This window comes from Streptomyces macrolidinus (genome assembly GCF_023887685.1).
GTDB lineage: Bacteria > Actinomycetota > Actinomycetes > Streptomycetales > Streptomycetaceae > Streptomyces > Streptomyces macrolidinus.
In genome coordinates, this window is record NZ_JAMWMR010000006.1 from 194,462 (window position 1) to 213,230 (window position 18,769).

An 18,769-nucleotide genomic window follows, 5' to 3' on the forward strand; every position below is an offset into this window, starting at 1 on the left:
CAAGGACTTGGAGACCGGACATGACCGACCACACCCTCACCGTCGCCGGTGTCGCCGTCGACACCCGGCACTGGATCGGCGGCGAACGCGTCGCCTCCGCCGAGACGTTCACCGACCTCTCGCCGATCGACGGAAGCACCCTCGGCGAGATCTCCCGAGGCACCGCCACGGAGGCCGCGGCAGCAGTCGTCGCCGCGAAGGCCGCCTTCCCCGGCTGGGCCGCCACCCCCGCCGCCGAACGCGCCCGCATCCTGCACGCCGTCGCCGACGGCGTCGAGAAGCGCCTCGAAGACCTCGCGATCGTCGAGACCACCGACAACGGCGCCCTGCTGCGCTCCCACCGCCGGGGCGTGATGCCCCGCGTCGCCCACAACTTCCGCTTCTTCGCGGACTGGTTGCTGCGCCTCGGTCACGACGACTTCGACACCCGCGGTCACACCAACCACGTGAGCTGGGACCCGGCCGGCCCCTGTGTGCTGATCACCCCGTGGAACGCGCCGCTGATGCTGGCCACCTGGAAGGTGGCCCCGGCGCTGGCCGCCGGGAACACGGTGGTCCTCAAGCCCGCCGAGTGGTCACCGCTGACCGCCTCGCTGCTCGCCGACATCGCCGCCGAGGCCGGACTTCCCGCCGGTGTCCTCAACATCGTCCAGGGCTACGGCGCCGAGGTGGGCAGCGCCCTCGTCTCCCACCCGGACGTACGGCGAATCAGCTTCACCGGCTCCGTACCCACCGCGAAGCACATCGCGGCGTCCGCCGCCGCGAACCTCACCCCGGTCAGCCTCGAACTCGGCGGCAAGTCCCCGCTGTTGGTGTTCGCGGACGCCGACCTCGACCTCGCCGTCGACCTCGCGGTTGAGCAGTACGACAACGCCGGCCAGGTCTGTCTCGCCGCCACCCGCATCCTCGTGGAGGAGTCGGTCGCCGAGGAGTTCACCAGCCGCTTCACCGAGAAGGCCGCGCTGCTGCGCCAGGGCGACCCGCGCGACGAGTCCACCGACATCGGGCCGGGCATCCACGCCCGGCAACTGGAGAAGATCGACGGCTTCGTGCAGCGGGCCGTCGCGGCCGGGGCCCGCGCGGTCATCGGCGGCCACCGCGGGGACGGCCTCTACTACGCGCCGACCCTGCTCACCGATGTCGCCCAGGACTCCGAGATCGTCCAGGAGGAGGTCTTCGGCCCGGTCCTGACCCTCCAGACCTTCACCAGCGAGGAGGAAGCCGTCCGCCTCGCCAACGACACCCGCTTCGGCCTCGCCGCGACCCTCGCCACGGGCGACCGGGAGCGCGCCGCGCGCGTCACCGCACAGCTCGTCGCGGGCACGGTGTGGGTCAACTGCTTCTTCGTACGCGACCTCCAGGCCCCCTTCGGCGGCTCGCGCCACTCCGGTGTCGGCCGCGAAGGCGGCACCTGGAGCTTCGACTTCTACTGCGACCTGAAGAACACCGTGACCGCCCCGAAGGGATGGAGGGACCATGGGTGAGATCGTCGGGGCGGGTCTGCTCGCCCACGTCCCCACCGTCGTGCTGCCCGAGGCCGACCGGCTGGAGCTGAACGAGGGCAAGGAGATCACCCTCGTCACCGGCCTGGAGCAGCTCCGCAGGGACGTCTTCGAGCGTGACGACTACGACACCGTCGTCGTGCTGGACTCGCACTGGGCGACCACCGTCGAGTTCGTCGTCACCGCGCAGGAGCGGCGGGCGGGTCTGTTCACCTCCGAGGAACTGCCGCGCGGCATGTGCCGTATGCCGTTCGACTACCCCGGTGACCCCGAACTCGCCCACAACATCGCCTCGTTCGCCGACCGGCACGGCACCTGGATCACCGCCATCGACGACGCGTACCTGCCGGTCTACTACGCCACGATCAACCTCTGGAAGTTCCTCGGCGAGGGCCTGCCCGACAAGCGATGGGTGACCATCGGCGTCTGCCAGACCGGCGACATGGAGGACCATCTGCGCCTCGGCCGGGCCCTCGCGGACGGGATCGCCGCCACCCCCGGCCGCCGGGTGCTGCTGATCGCCTCCGGTGCCCTCTCGCACACCTTCTGGCCGCTGCGCGAGCTGCGCGACCACGAGGCCAGCGACCCGGTGCACATCTTCACGCCCGAGGCGCGCGCGGCGGACCACGAGCGCATCGCCTGGTTCAAGGAGGGCCGCCACGACAAGGTCCTCGACACGATGGACGAGTTCTGGAAGTTCAAGCCCGAGGCGAGGTTCTTCCACTACCTGATGATGGCCGGCGCCCTCGGCGAGCAGGCGTGCGTCGCGCGGGCCCGCCAGTACGGGGAGTACGAGAACTCCATCGGCACCGGCCAGGTGCACCTCTGGTTCGACCGCCCGGCCGACGGCTGGACCGGCACCGCCCCCACCACCCCGCACAGCCTCTGAGGAGCCACCGACATGCCCGAGTACCGCCGCATCCTCCTGGACGGCGCCACCGTCCAGGTCACCGTCGAGGGCGAGGAGTTGGTCGCCGCGGACGGCCGCCGCGTCACGATCGACGACGCCCACCACCTGCCGCCGGTCGTCCCGTCCAAGGTGATCGCCGTCCACCTCAACCACCGCAGCCGCGTCGACGAGTTCGGGATCGAACTCCCCGACACCCCCACCTACTTCCACAAGCCGACCTCCGCGCTGAACTCCCACAAGGGCGCGATCGTCCGCCCCGAGGGCTGCAAGTGGCTCAACTACGAGGGCGAGGTCGCCATCGTCATCGGGAAGACCGCGCGGAACATCTCCCCGGCCGAGGCGGGGGAGTACATCGCGGGCTACACCGTCGCCAACGACTATGGCCTGCACGACTTCCGCGACACCGACGCCGGGTCCATGCTGCGCGTCAAGGGCTCGGACACCCTCTGCCCGCTCGGCCCCGGCCTCGTCACCGACTGGGACTTCCACGGCAAGCGGCTGCGGACGTACGTCAACGGCGAGGTGGTGCAGGACGGTTCGACCGACGAGATGAAGTGGGACATGCACTACCTCGTCGCCGACATCGCCCGCACCATCACCCTGTACCCCGGCGACGTCCTGCTGTCCGGCACCCCGGCCAACTCCCGGCCCGTGCGACCGGGTGACGTGGTCGAGGTGGAGGTGGAGGGCCTCGGCCGGCTCACCAACCACATCGTCACCGGCCCGGTCCCCGTCCGCAGCGACGTGGGCGCGCAGCCCACGGAGTCCGAGGAGGTCCTGTCCACGGCCCTCGGCGGAGACTGGGAGTTCCGGGGCATCCGGCCGCCCCGGCGGTGAGCCGTCGAGCCGCGACGGGCCGATAGGGTCGACAACATGACCGATTCCGCAGGGACTTCCGGGAGCCGACGGCCACGCAAGCGCCTGCACTACGGGGAGGGCCGTGAGGCCCTGCTGAACGCCGCCGTGCGGGTGGTGGCGCGGGGCGGTCTGCGCAAGCTCACCTATCGGGCCGTCGCGGAGGAGGCCGGGGTCACCCATGGGCTCGTCGTCCACCACTTCGGCTCGCGTGACGCGCTGATAGAGGAGGCCTTCGGCCACACGATCCGCACCTCGCTCAACGTCAGCGCACTCGAACCGGGCACCGGCGAGATCGCGGACTTCTCGACCGGACTGTCCGACATGGTCACCGCGGATCCGGGCATGCAGGCGTACCAGTACGAGATGCTGCTCGAAGCCCGCCGCAGGCCCGAACTGCTCGCGCAGGTACGGGCGTTGTACGACGAGTACTTCGACGCCACCCGGCGCGAGCTGTCCCGGATGCTGCCGTCCGGCGCCGACCAGGCACTGACCCGGCTGGTCTTCGCAGCGCTCGACGGGCTCGTCCTGCACCAACTCGTCCTGGGCGAACCCGAGGTCACCGACACCGCCCTGGAGGAGCTGCGCGCCCTGCTCAGGCTCCGGCACACGGACGGCGACGGCGACGGCAGCGAGGCGTGACTGCCCGCTGAGCGACGGACGAGAGGCCCTGGGCTCCAGGGCCTCTCGCGTTCCCGCTCGCCCCACGCGAATCTCCGCTCGACCCCTTGCCAAGCGGATAGTTCCGGCCCACCATGGGGCAACTCGTTTGGCCTGAAACGACTTCTTGCTCTCCCGCTCCCGGTAGGTGAATCGAGTGGACACTCAGACGGCGGACGCACCGCCCCTCGCACAGGACTCCGCCACGGCAGGCCGGCTCAAGCCCAACTCCCTCGGCGTCCTGGGCATCCTCTTCTTCGTTCTTTCCGCACAGGCGCCGCTGACCGGCATCGCCGGGGCCGTGCCCCTCGCCGTCGCGATCGGCAACGGGGCCGGTGCGCCCGCCGCGTATCTCGCCTCCGGCCTCGTCGTGCTGCTGTTCTCCGTCGGCTTCGTCGCCATGGGCCGCCATGTCGTGGACGCCGGCGCCTTCTACACGTACATCGGCAAGGGCCTCGGCCGTCTGGCGGGCTCCGGCAGCGCCGCGGTCGCGCTCTTCGCCTACTGTTCGATCCAGGCGGCCATGTACGGGCTGTACGGCGCGACGGTGAGCGCCCTGGTCGAGCACTACGCCGGGGTGCATGTGGCGTGGTGGATCTGGGTCCTGGTCACCATGGCCGTGGTCCAACTGCTCGGCGCCGCCGGGATCGAGATGGGTGCCAAGGTGCTGACCGTCTTCGTCGTGGCGGAGTTCAGCATCCTGCTCGTCTTCGCCCTCGTGACCTTCGTCCGGGGCGGCGGGCCCGAGGGGCTCGCGTTCACCGACAGCTTCTCCCCGTCCGCCGTGCTCCAGGGCGCGCCGGGCGTGGCGCTGATGTTCGCCGTGGCGTCGATGTTCGGCTTCGAGGCCACCGCCATCTACGGCGAGGAGGCCCGCGAACCCCGTAAGACGGTCCCGCGGGCCACGTATCTCTCGGTCGTGGTGATCACCGGCTTCTTCGCCTTCACCTCCTGGATGCTGGTCTCCGCGCACGGGGCGTCCAAGGTCATGGCCGACGCGGGTGCGGCGCTGGGCTCCGGTGACGCCACGACCTTCGTCTTCGCGCCCGTCACCGACCAGTTCGGCGCCTGGGTCGGCGATGTGCTGCCCGTGCTGCTGGCCACCTCGCTGTTCGCCGGAGTCCTGGCGTTCCACAACTCCGCGAACCGCTATCTGTTCTCCCTCGGCCGCGAGGGCCTGCTGCCGCACCGGCTCACCGCGCTCAACCGGCGTCACTCGCCCTGGGTGGCGGGCACCGTGCAGACCGCGATCGCGCTGCTCGTGATCCTGCCCTTCGCGCTGCTGGGCAAGGACCCGGTGCTGACGCTGTTCTCCTGGCTGAGCGGGGTCGCGGTCCTCGCGATGATGCTCCTGTACTTCCTGACCTCGGTCTCGGTGGTCGTCTTCTTCCGCCGCTCGCGCGCCGACACCCGGCCCTGGAACACCCTCGTCGCCCCCACCCTGGGCGCCCTCGGTATCGCCGGTGCCATCTGGCTGATCGTCCAGAACTTCACCACGCTCATCGGCGGCGACAAGACCACCGCGCTGTGGCTCCAGGTCACGGTGCCGGTGGTCCTGGCCCTCGGGGTCGCCGCCGCCCGCCTCGGACAGCGGCGGACGGCTTCGGGCGGCTCGTAGGCGTATGTCAGCGCGAGGCGTTCGCCACCTGGTCGAGGAAGCCGTCGACCAGGCGACGGGCGTTCTCGCGCGCCACCGGTTCCATGGCGCGGCTCTTCGCGAGCAGCCCGTCCGGATCCACCCCCTGGCGCAGGCACTGCTCCCGGCCGCCGAGTTCGAGCCAGCCCTGGACCATCGCCGTGGTGATCTCCGGATGGAACTGCACCCCGAGGGTGCGCCCCACCTGGAACGCCTGCGGGCACACGGCGTTGCGGGCCGCCTCCCGCGCGCACGGCGGCAGGACGCAGCGGTCGTAGTGCCACTGGAACCACGGTCCCGGCGGCACCAGCGCGGGGTCGTCGGTCTCGATCTCCGTCCAGCCGATCTCGGGACGCGGGGCGGGGACGACCGATCCGCCGAGCGCGGTGGCCAGCGCCTGGGCGCCGAAGCAGACGCCCAGCACCGGCACGCCCAGCCGGTGCGCCTCGCGCAGCAGGGCGAGTTCGGCACCGATCCAGCCGCCGATGGCCTCCTCGTCGTACACCGACCAGGGGGCGCCCAGCGACACGATCAGGTCCCAGCCGTCGGCGCCCGGGAACTCGTAGGAGAGGTTCGGTGTGTGATGCCGCTCCCGCGGCACCACCGTCACGGTGGTGAGGTCGTATCCGCGCTCCACGAGCCGGGCACCGACCAGTCCCGGTTCCGTCACGTGCTCGTGCCGGATGACGAGTGCACGCACGTCGGCCGCTCCTTTCCCCGGTCCGGCGGGCGCCGGACCGATCCTGTCGAACCCTTGTTCAGTCTGTCGCACGATCATATCGTTTGATATCAAATGTTTCTTCTGGAGGCCCCGCATGCTCGACGTGTCCCATGAGGAGTGGCTGCGCCGCGCCAAGTCCCTGACCCCGCCCGGCGGTCACCACATCGACGGCGCCGACCAGCCCGGCGGGGGAGCGGACTTCGCGGTCGTCTCACCCCGTGACGGCCAGGTACTGGCGCGCGTCGCCGACGCCGGTCCCGCCGAGGTGGACGCCGCGGTCGCCGCCGCCCGGCGGGCCTTCGACTCCGGACCCTGGCCGCGCCTCACGCCCGCCGAGCGCGGCCGGGTGCTGCTGCGCATCGCCGACCTGCTCGAAGAGCGGCGCGAGGAACTGGCGTTGACCGTCAGCCTGGAGATGGGCAAGCCCATCAGCGACGCGTACGGGATCGAACTGCGCGCCGCCATCGGCACGTTCCGCTGGTACGGGCAACTGGCGGACAAGCTCACCGACGAGTCACCGCACACCGCGCCCGACGCACTGGCGCTGGTCACCCGCGAGCCCGCCGGAGTCGTCGGCGCGGTCGTGCCCTGGAACTTCCCTCTCACGCTGGCGAGTTGGAAGATCGCCCCGGCGCTGGCCACCGGCTGCACCGTGGTGCTCAAGCCCTCCGAGAACTCCCCGCTGTCCGCACTGCTGCTGGCCCGCGTCGCCACCGAGGCCGGACTGCCGCCGGGTGTACTCAACGTCGTGTGCGGCGACGGACCGGTGGCCGGCCGCGCCCTCGGCCTGCACCCGGACGTCGACGTCCTGGCCTTCACCGGCTCCACGGCCGTCGGCCGCCACTTCCTGCGCTACGCCGCCGACTCCAACCTCAAGCGCGTCTGGCTCGAACTCGGCGGCAAGTCACCGAACATCGTCCTGCCCGACGCCCCCGACCTGGAGCGCGCCGCGGTCACCGCCGCCTGGGGGATCTTCTTCAATCAGGGCGAGATGTGCACTGCCCCCTCCCGGCTCCTGGTGCACTCCTCGATCGCCGAACAGGTCACCGAGGCCGTCGTGGCGCGGGCGCGCGCCCTGCGCGTCGGGGACCCGCTCGACCCGGCCACCGAGATGGGCGCCCTGGTCGGCGAGGCCCACCTCGGCCGGGTGCTGGACCACATCGGCACCGGCCTGGACGAGGGCGCCCGGCTGCGCGTCGGAGGCGAGCGCACCCTCGCCGATTCCGGCGGCAGCTTCCTGCGGCCCACCGTCTTCGACCGCGTGGACCCCGGCATGCGGCTGGCCCGCGAGGAGATCTTCGGCCCGGTCCTGTCCGTCCTCGCCTTCGACGACCTGGACGAGGCCGTCGCGCTCGCCAACGCCACCGAGTACGGGCTCGCCGCCGCGCTGTGGACCTCCGACCTGACGACCGCCCACCGGGTGTCCCGCGCCCTGAAGGCAGGCACTGTCTGGGTGAACTGCTACGAGGAGGGCGATCTGACCGTGCCCTTCGGCGGTATGAAGCAGTCCGGCAACGGCCGCGACAAGTCCGTCCACGCCATCGAGAAGTACACCGAACTCAAGACCACCTGGATCCAGTTGTGAGACCTCTCATCGCCGTCCCCGCCCGCTTCGCCGCCTCCACCTCCGCCCTGCGCCACGCCGCCGAGGTCAACGCCCGCGCGCTGATCGACGCCGTGTGGCGGGCCGGCGGCGAACCGGCCGCCCTCCATCCCGCCGACCCCACCACCGACGACGTCACCGCCCGCCTCGCCCGGTTCGACGGCGTCCTGCTCCCCGGCGGCGGGGACATCGCCCCGTACCGCTACGGCGTCGCCGACACCCACGCCAGCGTCTACGACGTGGACGACCTCCAGGACGCCTTCGACCTCGAAGCCGCCCGCACGGCGCTCGGCTCGGGCCTTCCGCTGCTCGCCGTCTGCCGGGGCCTTCAGGTCGTCAACGTCGCCCTGGGCGGCACCCTGGAACAGGACATGGGCGGCCCCGAGCACGACCACCGCCATGTCGTGCACCCGGTCGAGATCCGGCGCGGCACCCTGCTCGAACAGGCCACCGGCACCGAGAAGGCGGAGGCGTCCTGCTACCACCACCAGCGCGTCGACCGCGTCGCGGACGGGCTCACGGTCAGCGCGCGCGCCGCGGACGGCACCGTGGAGGGCCTCGAACTCCCGGACGCCGCCGGGTGGTTCACCGCCGTTCAGTGGCACCCCGAGGACACCGCCCACGAAGACCCCGTCCAGCAGGCCGTGTTCGACGCCTTCGTCCGGGCCGCCCGCGACCGGGGGTGACCCGGCCGTGAGCCGTTCCCTTCCCCGGCCGCGTCACCCCGAAGGGGCCAGCCCGTTGGTGACGATGGGCCGGAAGCGGCGGAGCTGGGGGAGGGTGGTCACCATGTGGGCCACCACCCGGTCGCTGAGGCAGACATGGTGGTGGGGAACATCGCCGGGGAAGCGCACGAAGTCACCCGCCGACAGGTCCACCGGCTCGCTGAGCGGGCCGGTGCGCAGCTTCCCCGTGATCACGTAGAGATGATGCAGCGTGCCCGCGGCGTGCGGAGCGATCGTCTCCGGGGCGCCCGCACCGCGCTCCAGGCGGAGCACCAGGGTCCGGACGTAGCCGGAGCCGTAGGTCTCGTCCAGCGGGCGCTCGCTCCAGTGCGCCGCGTCGGACCACTCGCCCTCGTCGTGCCGCTGGACGTAGACCGGGGTGCCCCACTCGGTCAGCAGCCGCCGGGCGGGTACGTCGAGCGCCGCCCCGAGCAGCGCCAGGGTCTCCACGGTGGGATTGCCCGCCCCCTGCTCGATCTTGGACAGCGTCTGCTTCGACAGGCCTGACCGGCGGGCCAGTTCACCCAGGGACATCCCCCTCTCCAGCCGGAAACGCCGCACGTTGCGTGCCACGAGATCGTTCTCCCGGGGCAAGGTGTCACTTTTAATGTGCATCCCGTCATTGTTGACGAACGGCCGCGGTGTTCGCATCCTTGTCACGTAAAGGTTTCCGCGGCGTCAATTGAAAGTGACGCCGCCCCTTGAGGGTGAGGTGAACCACCATGACCGCGACCCTCGACGGCCCCGTGCGCGACGACCGGGCCGCTGTCGACAAGGCCATCAGCCTCCTCGTCGTCCTGGGAGACAGGGCGCACGGGGAGACGGGTGTCAGCGAGCTCGCACGGCGGGCACGGATGAGCAAGTCGACCGCGTACCGGGTGCTCGGCATGTTGGAGCGCAACGGCGTCGTGGAACGCGTCGGCACCGGCTACCGGCTCGGCGAGCGGCTGCACCATCTGGGCCGCGCCGTCTACGCCCCGGGCGCGGAGGGGGTCCGCGACCTGCTGCTGCCCTACCTGGCCGACCTGTACGAGACGACCCGGGAGACCGTGCACCTGGCCGTGCTGCACGGCACGCACGTCGTCTATCTCGCCAAGCTCTACGGCCACCGCCCCACGCCCGTGCCGTCCCGGATCGGCGGTCGGCTGCCGGCCCATACGACGGCGGTCGGCAAGGTGCTGCTCGCCTACGACTCCGACGCCGCGGAGCGGGTGCTGTCCGAGCCGCTGGAGCGCTTCACCGACCACACCCTCACCGACCCCGACGAGCTGGCCGCCGAACTGGACGCCATCCGTCGCAGCGGTGTCGCCTTCGACGACGAGGAGTACCAGCCGGGACTGGCCTGCGTGGCCGCCCCCGTGCTCAGCCGGGGCGGCCGGGCCGTCGCGGCGCTCTCGGTCGCCGGGCGGCACGGCCGGATCGACACCCGCGCGCTGAGCGGCCAGGCGCGCCGCGTCTGCGCCTCGGCGTCACGGGCCTGGGCGGCGCGGGTCGCGCGGACGTACGCCGCGTAGGTTCCGGGGCTCGCGGTCCGTTGCGCGCGACGACCAAAGGCATGGCGACCAAGGGTGGGTACCGACGACGGCATGTCCTCGGTACCCACCCTCCGGCTCTCGACGGTCAGGACGCCGGGGCCGACCTCAGCAGGTCCAGTGCGATGTCGACGATCATGTCCTCCTGGCCGCCGACCAGCCCGCGTCGGCCCACCTCCATCAGGATGTCGCGCACATCGATGCCGTACTGCCCGGAGGCGGCCTCCGCGTGCCGCAGGAAGCTGGAGTAGACACCCGCGAAGCCGAGGGTGAGCGTCTCGCGGTCGACCTGGACCGGACGGTCCTGCAGGGGTCGTACGAGATCGTCCGCGGCGTCCTGGAGGGCGAACAGGTCGCAGCCGTGCTGCCAGCCCTGCAACTCGGCCACCGCCACGAACGGTTCGATCGGGCAGTTGCCCGCGCCCGCGCCGTGCCCGGCGAGCGACGCGTCGACCCGGGTGACGCCCTCCTCGACGGCGACGACGGAGTTCGCCACCGCCAGGGACAGGTTCTGGTGGGCGTGGATGCCGATCTGCGTCCCGGGGTCCAGCACATCCCGGTAGGCGCGCACGCGTGCGCGGACGCCGTCCATGGTGAGCCGGCCGCCGGAGTCGGTGACGTACACGCAGTGGGCGCCGTACGACTCCATCAACTTGGCCTGCTCGGCCAGCTTCTCGGCGGGTGCCATGTGGCTGAGCATCAGGAACCCGGAGACGTCCATGCCGAGTTCGCGGGCCGTGGCGATGTGCTGGGCGGCGACGTCGGCCTCGGTGCAGTGGGTGGCGATCCGCACGGACCGCACACCGAGGGAGTGCGCGTGCCGCAGTTCGGCGATGGTGCCGATGCCGGGCAGCAACAGCGTGGTGAGCGTGGCCCGTTCGAGGACGGAGGCGGCGGCCTCGATCCACTCCCAGTCCGTGTTGCTGCCGGGCCCGTAGTTCAGCGAGCCGCCCGCCAGACCGTCGCCGTGGGCGACCTCGATCGCGTCGACCCCGGCCGCGTCCAGGGCGGCGACGATCCGGGTCACGTCGGCGGGTGTGATGCGGTGCCGTACGGCGTGCATGCCGTCCCGCAGCGTGACGTCCTGGACGTACAGGTTCGTGGTCATACGGATGCCCCCTGGTGTGCGTGCTGGGCGATGCGCTCGGCGGTGCGCAGGGCGGCCGAGGTCATGATGTCGAGATTGCCGGCGTAGGCGGGCAGATAGTGGGCGGCGCCCTCCACCTCCAGGAACACCGACACCCGGGTGGTCACCTCGGGTGCGCCGTCGGGCAGGAGGGTGTGCACGGGCTCGTCCGCCGGGAGCCGGGTGAACTGGACGTCCTGCTTGAGCCGGTAGCCGGGCACGTACTGGGCGACCTCCGCCACCATGTCGGCGACCGAGGCGCGGATCGCGTCGTGATCGGCGTCGCCGATGAGGCAGAAGACGGTGTCCCGCATGATGAGCGGCGGCTCCGCGGGGTTGAGGACGATGATCGCCTTGCCGCGCGCCGCGCCGCCCACCTTCTCGATGGCCGCCGAGGTGGTCTCGGTGAACTCGTCGATGTTGGCGCGGGTGCCGGGGCCCGCCGACTTCGAGGCGATGGAGGCCACGATCTCCGCATAGGGGACCGGAGTCGTCCGGGCGATGGCGTGGACGACCGGGATGGTCGCCTGGCCGCCGCACGTGACCATGTTGACGTCGTCCGCGTCCAGATGGGCGTCGAGATTGACCGCCGGGACGACGAACGGGCCGATCGCCGCGGGGGTGAGGTCGATCAGCGTCTTGCCGAACGGCCGGAGCTTCTCGGCGTTGACGAGATGGGCCTTGGCCGAGGTGGCGTCGAAGACGATGTCGATGTCCTCGAAGCCGTCCATCGCGATCAGCCCGTCCACGCCCTCGTGGGTGGTGGGCACCTTCAGCCGCCGGGCGCGGGCGAGGCCGTCCGAGGCCGGGTCGATGCCGACCATGGCCGCCATCTCCAAGGTCTCGGAGAGCCGGAGGACCTTGATCATCAGGTCGGTTCCGATATTGCCGGAGCCGATCACGGCCACTTTCGTCTTCGTCATGAAGGGTCCTTAGGGTCCTTGTCGTGCTGGTCGGCGCATGGGGCCTGGTCGGTGGACGTGGTTCTGTCGGTCGACGTGGCCTCGTCGCTGAACGTGGCGGTCACCTGGCCGAGGCCGGAGATCTCCGCGCGGACGGTGACGCCGGGCGTGACGACGGCCATCGGGCCGAGGGCGCCGGAGAGCACGACCTGGCCGGCGCGCAGGGGGTCCCCGAGCGTGCGGGCCGTACGGGCCAGCCACAGCAGGGCGTTGAGAGGATCACCGAGGCAGGCCGCGCCGTCACCCTCGGAGACGAGCGCCCCGTCGACGTACATCCGCATGACCGTCTCGCGTGGCTCGAACTCGCCGAGCGGCAGCCGGGATTCACCGAGCACGTACAGCCCGCTGGAGGCGTTGTCGGCGACGGTGTCGCCGAGGGTGATGTCCCAGTCGGCGACGCGGCTGTCCACGATCTCCAGGGCGGGTGCCGCGTAGGCCACCGCCGCGCGGACCGCGGCGAGATCGAGGTCCTCCTCGTCCAGGTCCGCGGCCAGGACGAAGGCGATCTCCGCCTCGGCCTTCGGCTGGAGCAGCCGGGCCATCGGCACCGCCGCCTCGCCGGAGACGTCCATGTCGGCGAACAGGACCCCGAAGTCCGGCTGGTCCACGCCGAGTTGACGCTGCACCGCGGGCGAGGTGAGACCGATCTTGCGACCGGTGACGACTGCTCCGGCCGCCAGTCTGCGCTCGGTGAGACGGCGCTGCACCGCGTACGCCGTCGCGACGTCGGCCGTGCCCACGAGGTCGCGGACCGGGGCGCACGGGCGCCGCTCGGCGGCGGCGGTCTCCAGCCGCTCCACGGCCGCGGCAATGGCCTTCTCGCGCTCGCTCATCGGCCCGACTCCCCTTCGCGAAGCGGCTGTTCGGCCGCTGTACCGGTCGACGGCTCCGCGGTCGCCACGGCGAAGCCCGCGACCCACTCGGGGACCGGCGCGTAGAAGCGGGACGTCATGCGGTACGGGCCGGTCGCGGCCAGCGAGGCGAACGCGGCGACCCACGTGCGCACTTCGTGCGCCGAGCCGCCGCCCTCGGCGCCCATCCACTCCACGGTCCAGCCGTCGACGTCGGCCAGTCGGCCCTGCTCGAAGGTGTCGAGGACGAGGTTGTCCCAGGCCGGGTTGAGCGGAATCATCGTGGTGGAGCCCGCCGCGTAGTCGCGACCGGCCTGGATGACGCGCTGCTCGCCCCTGGCCCGCTGCTCCGGGGTGGGCGGACGGCCCTCGATGAGCGCGTCGGCCACCCGCGGCGGGGCGCCGTCGAGCACCGGCACCGGAGGGTCGTGCGAGAGCCCGCCGGAGCCGAGGAAGAGCACCCGCCGGTCGAGTTCGGTCGCGGCCTGCCCCAGCGCGGTCCCGAGGGCCCGGATCCTGCTGACCGGCCCGAGCGGCGTGGCGACACCGTTCACGAACACCGGCACCACCGGCACCTGGTCGATGCCGCCGAACAGGACCTCCAGCGGCTGCACGAAGCCGTGGTCCACGGTCATCCGGGCCGAGACGCTCAGATCGACGCCCCGGTCGAGGACCCCGCGGGCGAGCGCGCGCGCCGCCTCGGTGTCGACCGAGAGAGGACCGGCCGACGAACCGAAGTCACCGACCGCGTGCGCCTCGGTGGCCAGGCAGAACGGGGGCATCTCCTTGTAGAAGAAGCCGTTGTAGTGGTCCGGGGCGTACAGGACGACCAGGTCCGGATCGAAGGCGCGGACGAAGGCGCGCGCGGTGTCCACGGCGCTGTCGACCGCGGCCACGACCTGAGGGTCGGGATCGTTCTTGCCGATGAGGGGGGAGTGGGACAGGCCGACGGCGGCGGCGGTCATCGCGGTGCTCCTGACGGTTGCGAGCCGGACGGATGGATGACGAGCTTGCCCGTGAGTCGCCCGTCGAGCATGAGCTGGAAGCCCTGGTGGATCTCCGTGAGCGGCAGCGTGCGGTCGATCACCGGACGCAGCCCGGTGGCGTCCATGAGCTTCAGCAGCGCCACCAGTTCACTGCGGGTGCACCCGGTCGAACCGAGGACACGCTGCTGGAGGTAGAAGATCCGCCCGAGGTCGGCGGGCGGATTGGTGCCGCTGGTCGCCCCCGCGATCACGACCGTGCCGCCGGGCCGCAGCGACTTCAGCGAATGCGACCAGGTGGCCTCGCCGACCGTCTCGATCACGACGTCGACCCGCTCGGGCAGCCGCTCACCGGACGGCACCGCCGCCCGCACACCCCAGGCAAGGGCCTCGGCCCGCTTCTCCTCGCTGCGGCTGGTGGCGTACACGACGGCGCCCGCGGCCAGGGCCAGCTTGATCGCGGCCGAGGCGACACCGCCGCCCACGCCCTGCACGAGCACCCGGTCGCCCGCGGTGATCCGTGCCTGCGTGAACAGCATCCGGTAGGCGGTCCCCCAGGCGACGGGCAGGCAGGCGGCCTCGTCGAAGGAGAGCCACGACGGCTTGGGGATCAGATTGCGGGTGGGCACGGACAGCAGCTCGGCGAAGGCGCCGTCGTGCTGTTCGGACAGCAGCGCGCGCCCCGGGTCCAGCGTCTCGTCGCCCATACCGGCGTCCGCGTCCGCGATGACGGGATGCACCAGGACCTCGTTGCCGTCCTCGTCGTACCCGGCGGCGTCGCAGCCGAGGACGACGGGCAGCCGCTCGGGCGGGTGGCCGACACCGCGCAGGGTCCACAGGTCGTGCATGTTGAGCGACGACGAGACCACACGGACGGTCGACCAGCCGGGCCGGCGCTCGGGCGGGGGAACATCACCCAGGACGAGCCCGGCGAGCGGGTCGGTCGCGCTCTGGGAGACAGCGGTTGCAGCAAGCATGGGCTCACGCTCCCCCGCGGCCCGCGCCCGCCGACAGCCCGTGTTCCGTCCTGCGGAACGACGGATGGCGACGGCTCGCCCCCCTGGGTTTGCTGGGGCCATGACCTCGACGAACGAACCCCAGGGCGCGGCCACGACGGCCCCGCGCGGGGCCCTGCGGCGCCCGGCAGACCTGGCACGGAACATCGACGTCTCCGGGCTCGTGGACACCGAGGGCGGGCTGCTGGACCGGGTGGTCTTCACCGACCAGCAGCTCTACCGGCAGGAGCTGCGCCGTGTCTTCGCCCCGAGCTGGCTGTTCCTGGCCCACACCGACCAGTTCCACAAGCCGGGTGACTTCTTCACCACGTACATGGGCGAGGACCCCGTCATCGTCACCCTCGACCGTGACCGGCGGATCCGCGCCTACCTCAACTCCTGTCGGCACCGCGGCGCCCGCGTCTGCCGCGCCGACTCCGGCACCACGCGCAACTTCACCTGCACCTACCACGGTTGGTCCTTCAACCTGGACGGCGCGTTGGTCAGCGTGCCCAACCAGGACGGCTACCCCGAGTCCTTCGAGACGGGGGAGTGGGGCCTGGTGGAGGTCCCGCACGTGGAGACGTACCAGGGGCTGGTCTTCGGCACCTGGAACCCCGAGCCCGTGTCCCTGCGCGAGTCCCTCGGCGACATGGCCTGGTACATGGACGCGATGCTCGACCACGACGACGAGGGCACCGTCGTGGTGGGCGGCGTCCACAAGTGGGTCCTCGAAGGCAACTGGAAGCTGGCGGCCGAGCAGTTCGCCACCGACTGGTACCACGTCAACATGAGCCACGCCTCCGCGCTCATGGCGCTCGCCCCGGCGGGCAAGAAGCCCAAGGACGAGGTCGTCCACCGCACCGGCCGTCAGTACTCCGACGCGAACGGCAACGGCGCGGGCTTCCCGGTCCACCCCAAGAACCGGTTCGACGCCCAGACCGTGCACCGGTGGATGGACTACGACGCGCTGCGCGCACGCCTCGGCGAAGCCCGCGTCGAAGGACCGCTGACCAACGGCCACGCCACCGTCTTCCCCAACTTCTCTTACCTCCCCGTCAACGGCTCGCTGCGCGTCTGGCACCCCAAGGGCCCCGACAAGATGGAGGTGTGGGCCTGGACGATCGTCGACAAGTCGATGCCGCCCGAGGTGCGTGAGGCCCAACGCCTGTACAACCTGCGCACGTTCGGACCCAGCGGCATCTTCGAGCAGGACGACGGCGAGAACTGGAGCGAGTGCCAGGCCATCTCGCACGGTTTCATCACCAACAACGTGGCCCTCAACTACCAGATGGGGATGGGCTCCGAGCGTGCGGACGGCCGCCACCCCGGCACGACCAGCGAGCTGTACAGCGACGCCGCCGGACGCGCCTTCTACACCCGCTGGCGCGATCTGATGAACACCCCTGCCTGGCACGAGGAGCAGAAATGAGTGACGGCATCCGCGTCGCCGCCCTGGACGACATCCCCCAGGGCGAGGGCATCGCCATCGACAAGGCGGTCACCGGCACCGCCGACGACATCGCCCTGCTGCGCGACACCGACGACAGCGTGTACGCGCTGGACGACACCTGCACCCACGGGGACGCCTCGCTCGCCGACGGCTGGGTGGAGGACGGGTATGTCGAATGCCCGCTGCACTCCAGCAAGTTCTGCCTGAAGAACGGCGACGTCCAGGGCCTGCCCGCCACCCGCAACGCCTGCCCGCACCGCGTCGAGGTACGCGACGGCGAGGTCTACCTCTTCCCGGGGGAGACGCCGTGACCGACCGTGTGGTGATCGTGGGTGGCGGCATCGCGGGCGTCAGCACCGCCGCCGCCCTGCGCGCAGGAGGCTTCGAGGGCGATCTCTCCCTCGTCGACGCAGGCGAATTCCCCTATGACCGCCCGCCGTTGTCGAAGGCCTTCCTGGCCGGGACCAAGGACCTCGGGCAGATCGCTCTCCAGACGTCCGACTGGTACGACGACCAGCGGGTCCGCCTGGTCAACCGGGCGGTCGTGACGGCCCTGCGGCCGAGCGACGGCGCCGTGGAGCTGGCGGACGGCCGGCTGCTGCCCGCCGACCGCGTCGTCCTCGCGACCGGCGGCGGCGCCGCCCGGCCCCCGATCCCGGGAGCGGGCAGCGACCGCGTCCACGTCCTGCGCACCGCGGACGACGCCGACCGGCTGCGTCCGGCGCTCTTCCCCGGCGCCCGGCTGCTGGTCGTCGGCGCCGGACTGATCGGCGCCGAGGTCGCCGCCACCGCCGTACGCCTCGGCTGCGAGGTTGTCCTGGTCGACCCGGTGGCCACCCCCCTCGCCGCCCCGCTCGGCCCGGAACTGGCCACCTGGCTGCACACCCTGCACACCCGGCACCGGGTCACGACCGCACAGGCCGCCGTGGAGTCCTTCACGGACCGCCCCGACGGCATCGAGGCACGCTTCACGGGCGACGCCACGCCACAGCTCTTCGACGCGGTGGTCCTCGGCGTCGGCATGGTGCCGCGCACCGAACTCGCCGAGCAGGCAGGGCTGGAGGTCGACCGGGGCATCGTCGTCGACACCCGGCAGGTCACCTCGAACCCGGCGGTGCTCGCCGTCGGCGACCCCGCGCGGACCCGCCACGAGGGCACCCTTCTGCCGCGCACCGAACACTGGGAAGCCGCGCAGCACGACGGCGCCCGCGCGGCGGCCACGGTCCTCGGCACCCCGCCCCCGGCCCCGACCGCCCCCTGGTTCTGGACCGACCGGCACGGACACCACATCGAAGGCGTGGGCAGCATGGCCGACGCCACGCGGACGGTCCTCCGCGGCTCCCTGGACGACCCGTCCTTCGCGGTCTTCGGGCTGCGCGACGAACGGGTCGTCGCGGCGGCCTCCGTCGACGACCCGTCCGCCGTACGGGCCGCCCGCCGGATGATCGACCGCCGCGTCACGGTCGACGCCGCCCGACTGGCCGACCCGGCCGTCAACCTGCGCACGCTGCTGCGCGGATGACGTGCCGGTGTGCCGTCCAGCGGCACACCCCGTAACGCCTCGCCCCGCAGAAGGGATCGAATGACACCGTGAGCACAGCCATCGAGCAGAACCGGTCACGCGCGGGGGCGCGCGCCGACCGTGACACGCACTTCGAGGTGGAGCAGTTCTACTACGAGGAGGCCGACCTCCTCGACGCCGGCCGCTACGCCGACTGGCTCGACCTGCTCGCCGACGACCTCGACTACTGGATGCCGACCCGCACCAACCGGCTGCGCCGCCAGCAGTCCCTGTCCGTGGCCGCGCGGGGCGAGGCCGCCTTCTACGACGAGAGCAAGGACAGCCTCGCCTGGCGCGTACGCCGGTTCGACTCGGGCATGGCCTGGGCCGAGGACCCGCCCTCGCGGACCCGGCACCTGGTGACGAACGTGATGGTGCGGCATGTGGACCCCGCCGAGCACGACGGGTTCACCACCGACGACCTGTGGGTGCGCTCGGCGTTCCTGGTCTACCGCAACCGGCTGGAGCGCGAGGAGAACGTCTTCGCGGGCAGCCGTACCGACATCCTGCGCCGCGGCGGCGACCGCGGCCTCCAGGTGGCCCGCAGGACCATCCTCCTCGAGCAGAACATCCTCCAGGCGAAGAACATCTCGACGTTCTTCTGACCACCGGTCCGCCTCGCGTCGTACCACCCCGCCACCTCGCTCCCCGCCGACCTCCTGCCGATCTCTCCTGCAGACTCCTGCCGATCTCT

Annotated in this window: 19 protein-coding genes; 12 read left to right on the plus strand and 7 right to left on the minus strand. The window is 71.7% G+C overall.

Annotated features, from left to right (window positions below; all coding sequences use genetic code 11):
- Positions 1 to 20 precede the first annotated feature (20 nt).
- From NGF19_RS09995 to NGF19_RS10015, 5 genes are all read left to right on the plus strand, one after another.
- Positions 21 to 1,484: an aldehyde dehydrogenase gene (locus NGF19_RS09995; protein WP_252424164.1), complete on the plus strand. Its 1,464-nt coding sequence runs from the start codon at positions 21 to 23 to the stop codon at positions 1,482 to 1,484.
- The gene (locus NGF19_RS10000) at positions 1,477 to 2,391 is read left to right on the plus strand and encodes a 3,4-dihydroxyphenylacetate 2,3-dioxygenase (protein ID WP_252424165.1); all 915 of its coding nucleotides are present in this window, start codon (positions 1,477 to 1,479) and stop codon (positions 2,389 to 2,391) included. Before NGF19_RS09995 ends, NGF19_RS10000 begins: the two co-directional genes overlap by 8 nt.
- Positions 2,392 to 2,403: 12 nt before the next feature.
- Positions 2,404 to 3,249, plus strand: a complete 846-nt coding sequence (locus NGF19_RS10005; RefSeq protein WP_252424167.1) for a fumarylacetoacetate hydrolase family protein — start codon at positions 2,404 to 2,406, stop codon at positions 3,247 to 3,249.
- Positions 3,250 to 3,285: 36 nt separating this feature from the next.
- Positions 3,286 to 3,909 carry a TetR/AcrR family transcriptional regulator gene (locus tag NGF19_RS10010; protein WP_252424169.1) on the plus strand — a complete coding sequence of 208 codons (624 nt, stop codon included), beginning with the start codon at positions 3,286 to 3,288 and terminating at the stop codon, positions 3,907 to 3,909.
- A 175-nt stretch (positions 3,910 to 4,084) separates the two neighbouring features.
- Positions 4,085 to 5,545 carry an APC family permease gene (locus tag NGF19_RS10015; RefSeq protein ID WP_252424171.1) on the plus strand — a complete coding sequence of 487 codons (1,461 nt, stop codon included), beginning with the start codon at positions 4,085 to 4,087 and terminating at the stop codon, positions 5,543 to 5,545.
- Between the two features lie 7 nt (positions 5,546 to 5,552).
- Here NGF19_RS10015 and NGF19_RS10020 read toward each other — a convergent pair whose 3' ends face one another.
- The gene (locus NGF19_RS10020) at positions 5,553 to 6,263 is read right to left on the minus strand and encodes a type 1 glutamine amidotransferase (RefSeq protein WP_252424173.1); all 711 of its coding nucleotides are present in this window, start codon (positions 6,261 to 6,263) and stop codon (positions 5,553 to 5,555) included.
- Between the two features lie 115 nt (positions 6,264 to 6,378).
- Between NGF19_RS10020 and NGF19_RS10025 the strand changes: the two genes are divergently transcribed.
- Together NGF19_RS10025 and NGF19_RS10030 are read left to right on the plus strand one after the other, a co-directional pair.
- Complete coding sequence (locus tag NGF19_RS10025; RefSeq protein ID WP_252424175.1) at positions 6,379 to 7,869, plus strand: aldehyde dehydrogenase; 1,491 nt, start codon at positions 6,379 to 6,381, stop codon at positions 7,867 to 7,869.
- Positions 7,866 to 8,573, plus strand: a complete 708-nt coding sequence (locus tag NGF19_RS10030; protein ID WP_252424177.1) for a gamma-glutamyl-gamma-aminobutyrate hydrolase family protein — start codon at positions 7,866 to 7,868, stop codon at positions 8,571 to 8,573. Before NGF19_RS10025 ends, NGF19_RS10030 begins: the two co-directional genes overlap by 4 nt.
- Before the next feature lie 33 nt (positions 8,574 to 8,606).
- Here the strand turns inward: NGF19_RS10030 and NGF19_RS10035 are convergent, their stop codons facing one another.
- Positions 8,607 to 9,185: a helix-turn-helix domain-containing protein gene (locus NGF19_RS10035; protein WP_252424179.1), complete on the minus strand. Its 579-nt coding sequence runs from the start codon at positions 9,183 to 9,185 to the stop codon at positions 8,607 to 8,609.
- 149 nt (positions 9,186 to 9,334) lie between these two features.
- Between NGF19_RS10035 and NGF19_RS10040 the strand changes: the two genes are divergently transcribed.
- Positions 9,335 to 10,126, plus strand: a complete 792-nt coding sequence (locus tag NGF19_RS10040) for an IclR family transcriptional regulator (RefSeq protein ID WP_252424180.1) — start codon at positions 9,335 to 9,337, stop codon at positions 10,124 to 10,126.
- A gap of 106 nt (positions 10,127 to 10,232) precedes the next feature.
- Here NGF19_RS10040 and dmpG read toward each other — a convergent pair whose 3' ends face one another.
- From dmpG to NGF19_RS10065, 5 genes are read right to left on the minus strand one after another with little or no spacing between them, the layout of a single operon-like run.
- Complete coding sequence (gene dmpG, locus NGF19_RS10045) at positions 10,233 to 11,252, minus strand: 4-hydroxy-2-oxovalerate aldolase (protein WP_252424181.1); 1,020 nt, start codon at positions 11,250 to 11,252, stop codon at positions 10,233 to 10,235.
- Positions 11,249 to 12,193: an acetaldehyde dehydrogenase (acetylating) gene (locus tag NGF19_RS10050; protein WP_252424182.1), complete on the minus strand. Its 945-nt coding sequence runs from the start codon at positions 12,191 to 12,193 to the stop codon at positions 11,249 to 11,251. The genes dmpG and NGF19_RS10050 overlap by 4 nt, the downstream gene beginning before the upstream one ends.
- Positions 12,190 to 13,065 (minus strand): 2-keto-4-pentenoate hydratase, encoded by an 876-nt coding sequence (locus NGF19_RS10055; RefSeq protein WP_252424183.1) that lies wholly within the window; start codon positions 13,063 to 13,065, stop codon positions 12,190 to 12,192. The genes NGF19_RS10050 and NGF19_RS10055 overlap by 4 nt, the downstream gene beginning before the upstream one ends.
- Positions 13,062 to 14,048 carry a 3-carboxyethylcatechol 2,3-dioxygenase gene (locus NGF19_RS10060; protein WP_252424184.1) on the minus strand — a complete coding sequence of 329 codons (987 nt, stop codon included), beginning with the start codon at positions 14,046 to 14,048 and terminating at the stop codon, positions 13,062 to 13,064. Before NGF19_RS10060 ends, NGF19_RS10055 begins: the two co-directional genes overlap by 4 nt.
- On the minus strand, positions 14,045 to 15,043 hold the full coding sequence (locus tag NGF19_RS10065; protein ID WP_252424185.1) for a zinc-binding dehydrogenase: 999 nt from the start codon (positions 15,041 to 15,043) through the stop codon (positions 14,045 to 14,047). The genes NGF19_RS10060 and NGF19_RS10065 overlap by 4 nt, the downstream gene beginning before the upstream one ends.
- Positions 15,044 to 15,143: 100 nt before the next feature.
- On the opposite strand from NGF19_RS10065, the gene NGF19_RS10070 reads away from it, so the two are divergent.
- The 4 genes from NGF19_RS10070 to NGF19_RS10085 all read left to right on the plus strand — a co-directional run bounded on the left by NGF19_RS10070 (position 15,144) and on the right by NGF19_RS10085 (position 18,680).
- A complete protein-coding gene (locus NGF19_RS10070; protein ID WP_252424186.1) occupies positions 15,144 to 16,493 on the plus strand; it encodes an aromatic ring-hydroxylating dioxygenase subunit alpha in 1,350 nt (449 codons plus the stop codon).
- Positions 16,490 to 16,825, plus strand: a complete 336-nt coding sequence (locus NGF19_RS10075; protein WP_252424187.1) for a non-heme iron oxygenase ferredoxin subunit — start codon at positions 16,490 to 16,492, stop codon at positions 16,823 to 16,825. Before NGF19_RS10070 ends, NGF19_RS10075 begins: the two co-directional genes overlap by 4 nt.
- Entirely contained in the window at positions 16,822 to 18,036 is a 1,215-nt protein-coding gene (locus NGF19_RS10080) for an NAD(P)/FAD-dependent oxidoreductase (protein WP_252424188.1), read from the plus strand. Before NGF19_RS10075 ends, NGF19_RS10080 begins: the two co-directional genes overlap by 4 nt.
- A 68-nt stretch (positions 18,037 to 18,104) precedes the next feature.
- Positions 18,105 to 18,680 (plus strand): 3-phenylpropionate/cinnamic acid dioxygenase subunit beta, encoded by a 576-nt coding sequence (locus NGF19_RS10085; RefSeq protein ID WP_252424189.1) that lies wholly within the window; start codon positions 18,105 to 18,107, stop codon positions 18,678 to 18,680.
- The last annotated feature ends 89 nt before the right edge of the window (positions 18,681 to 18,769 follow it).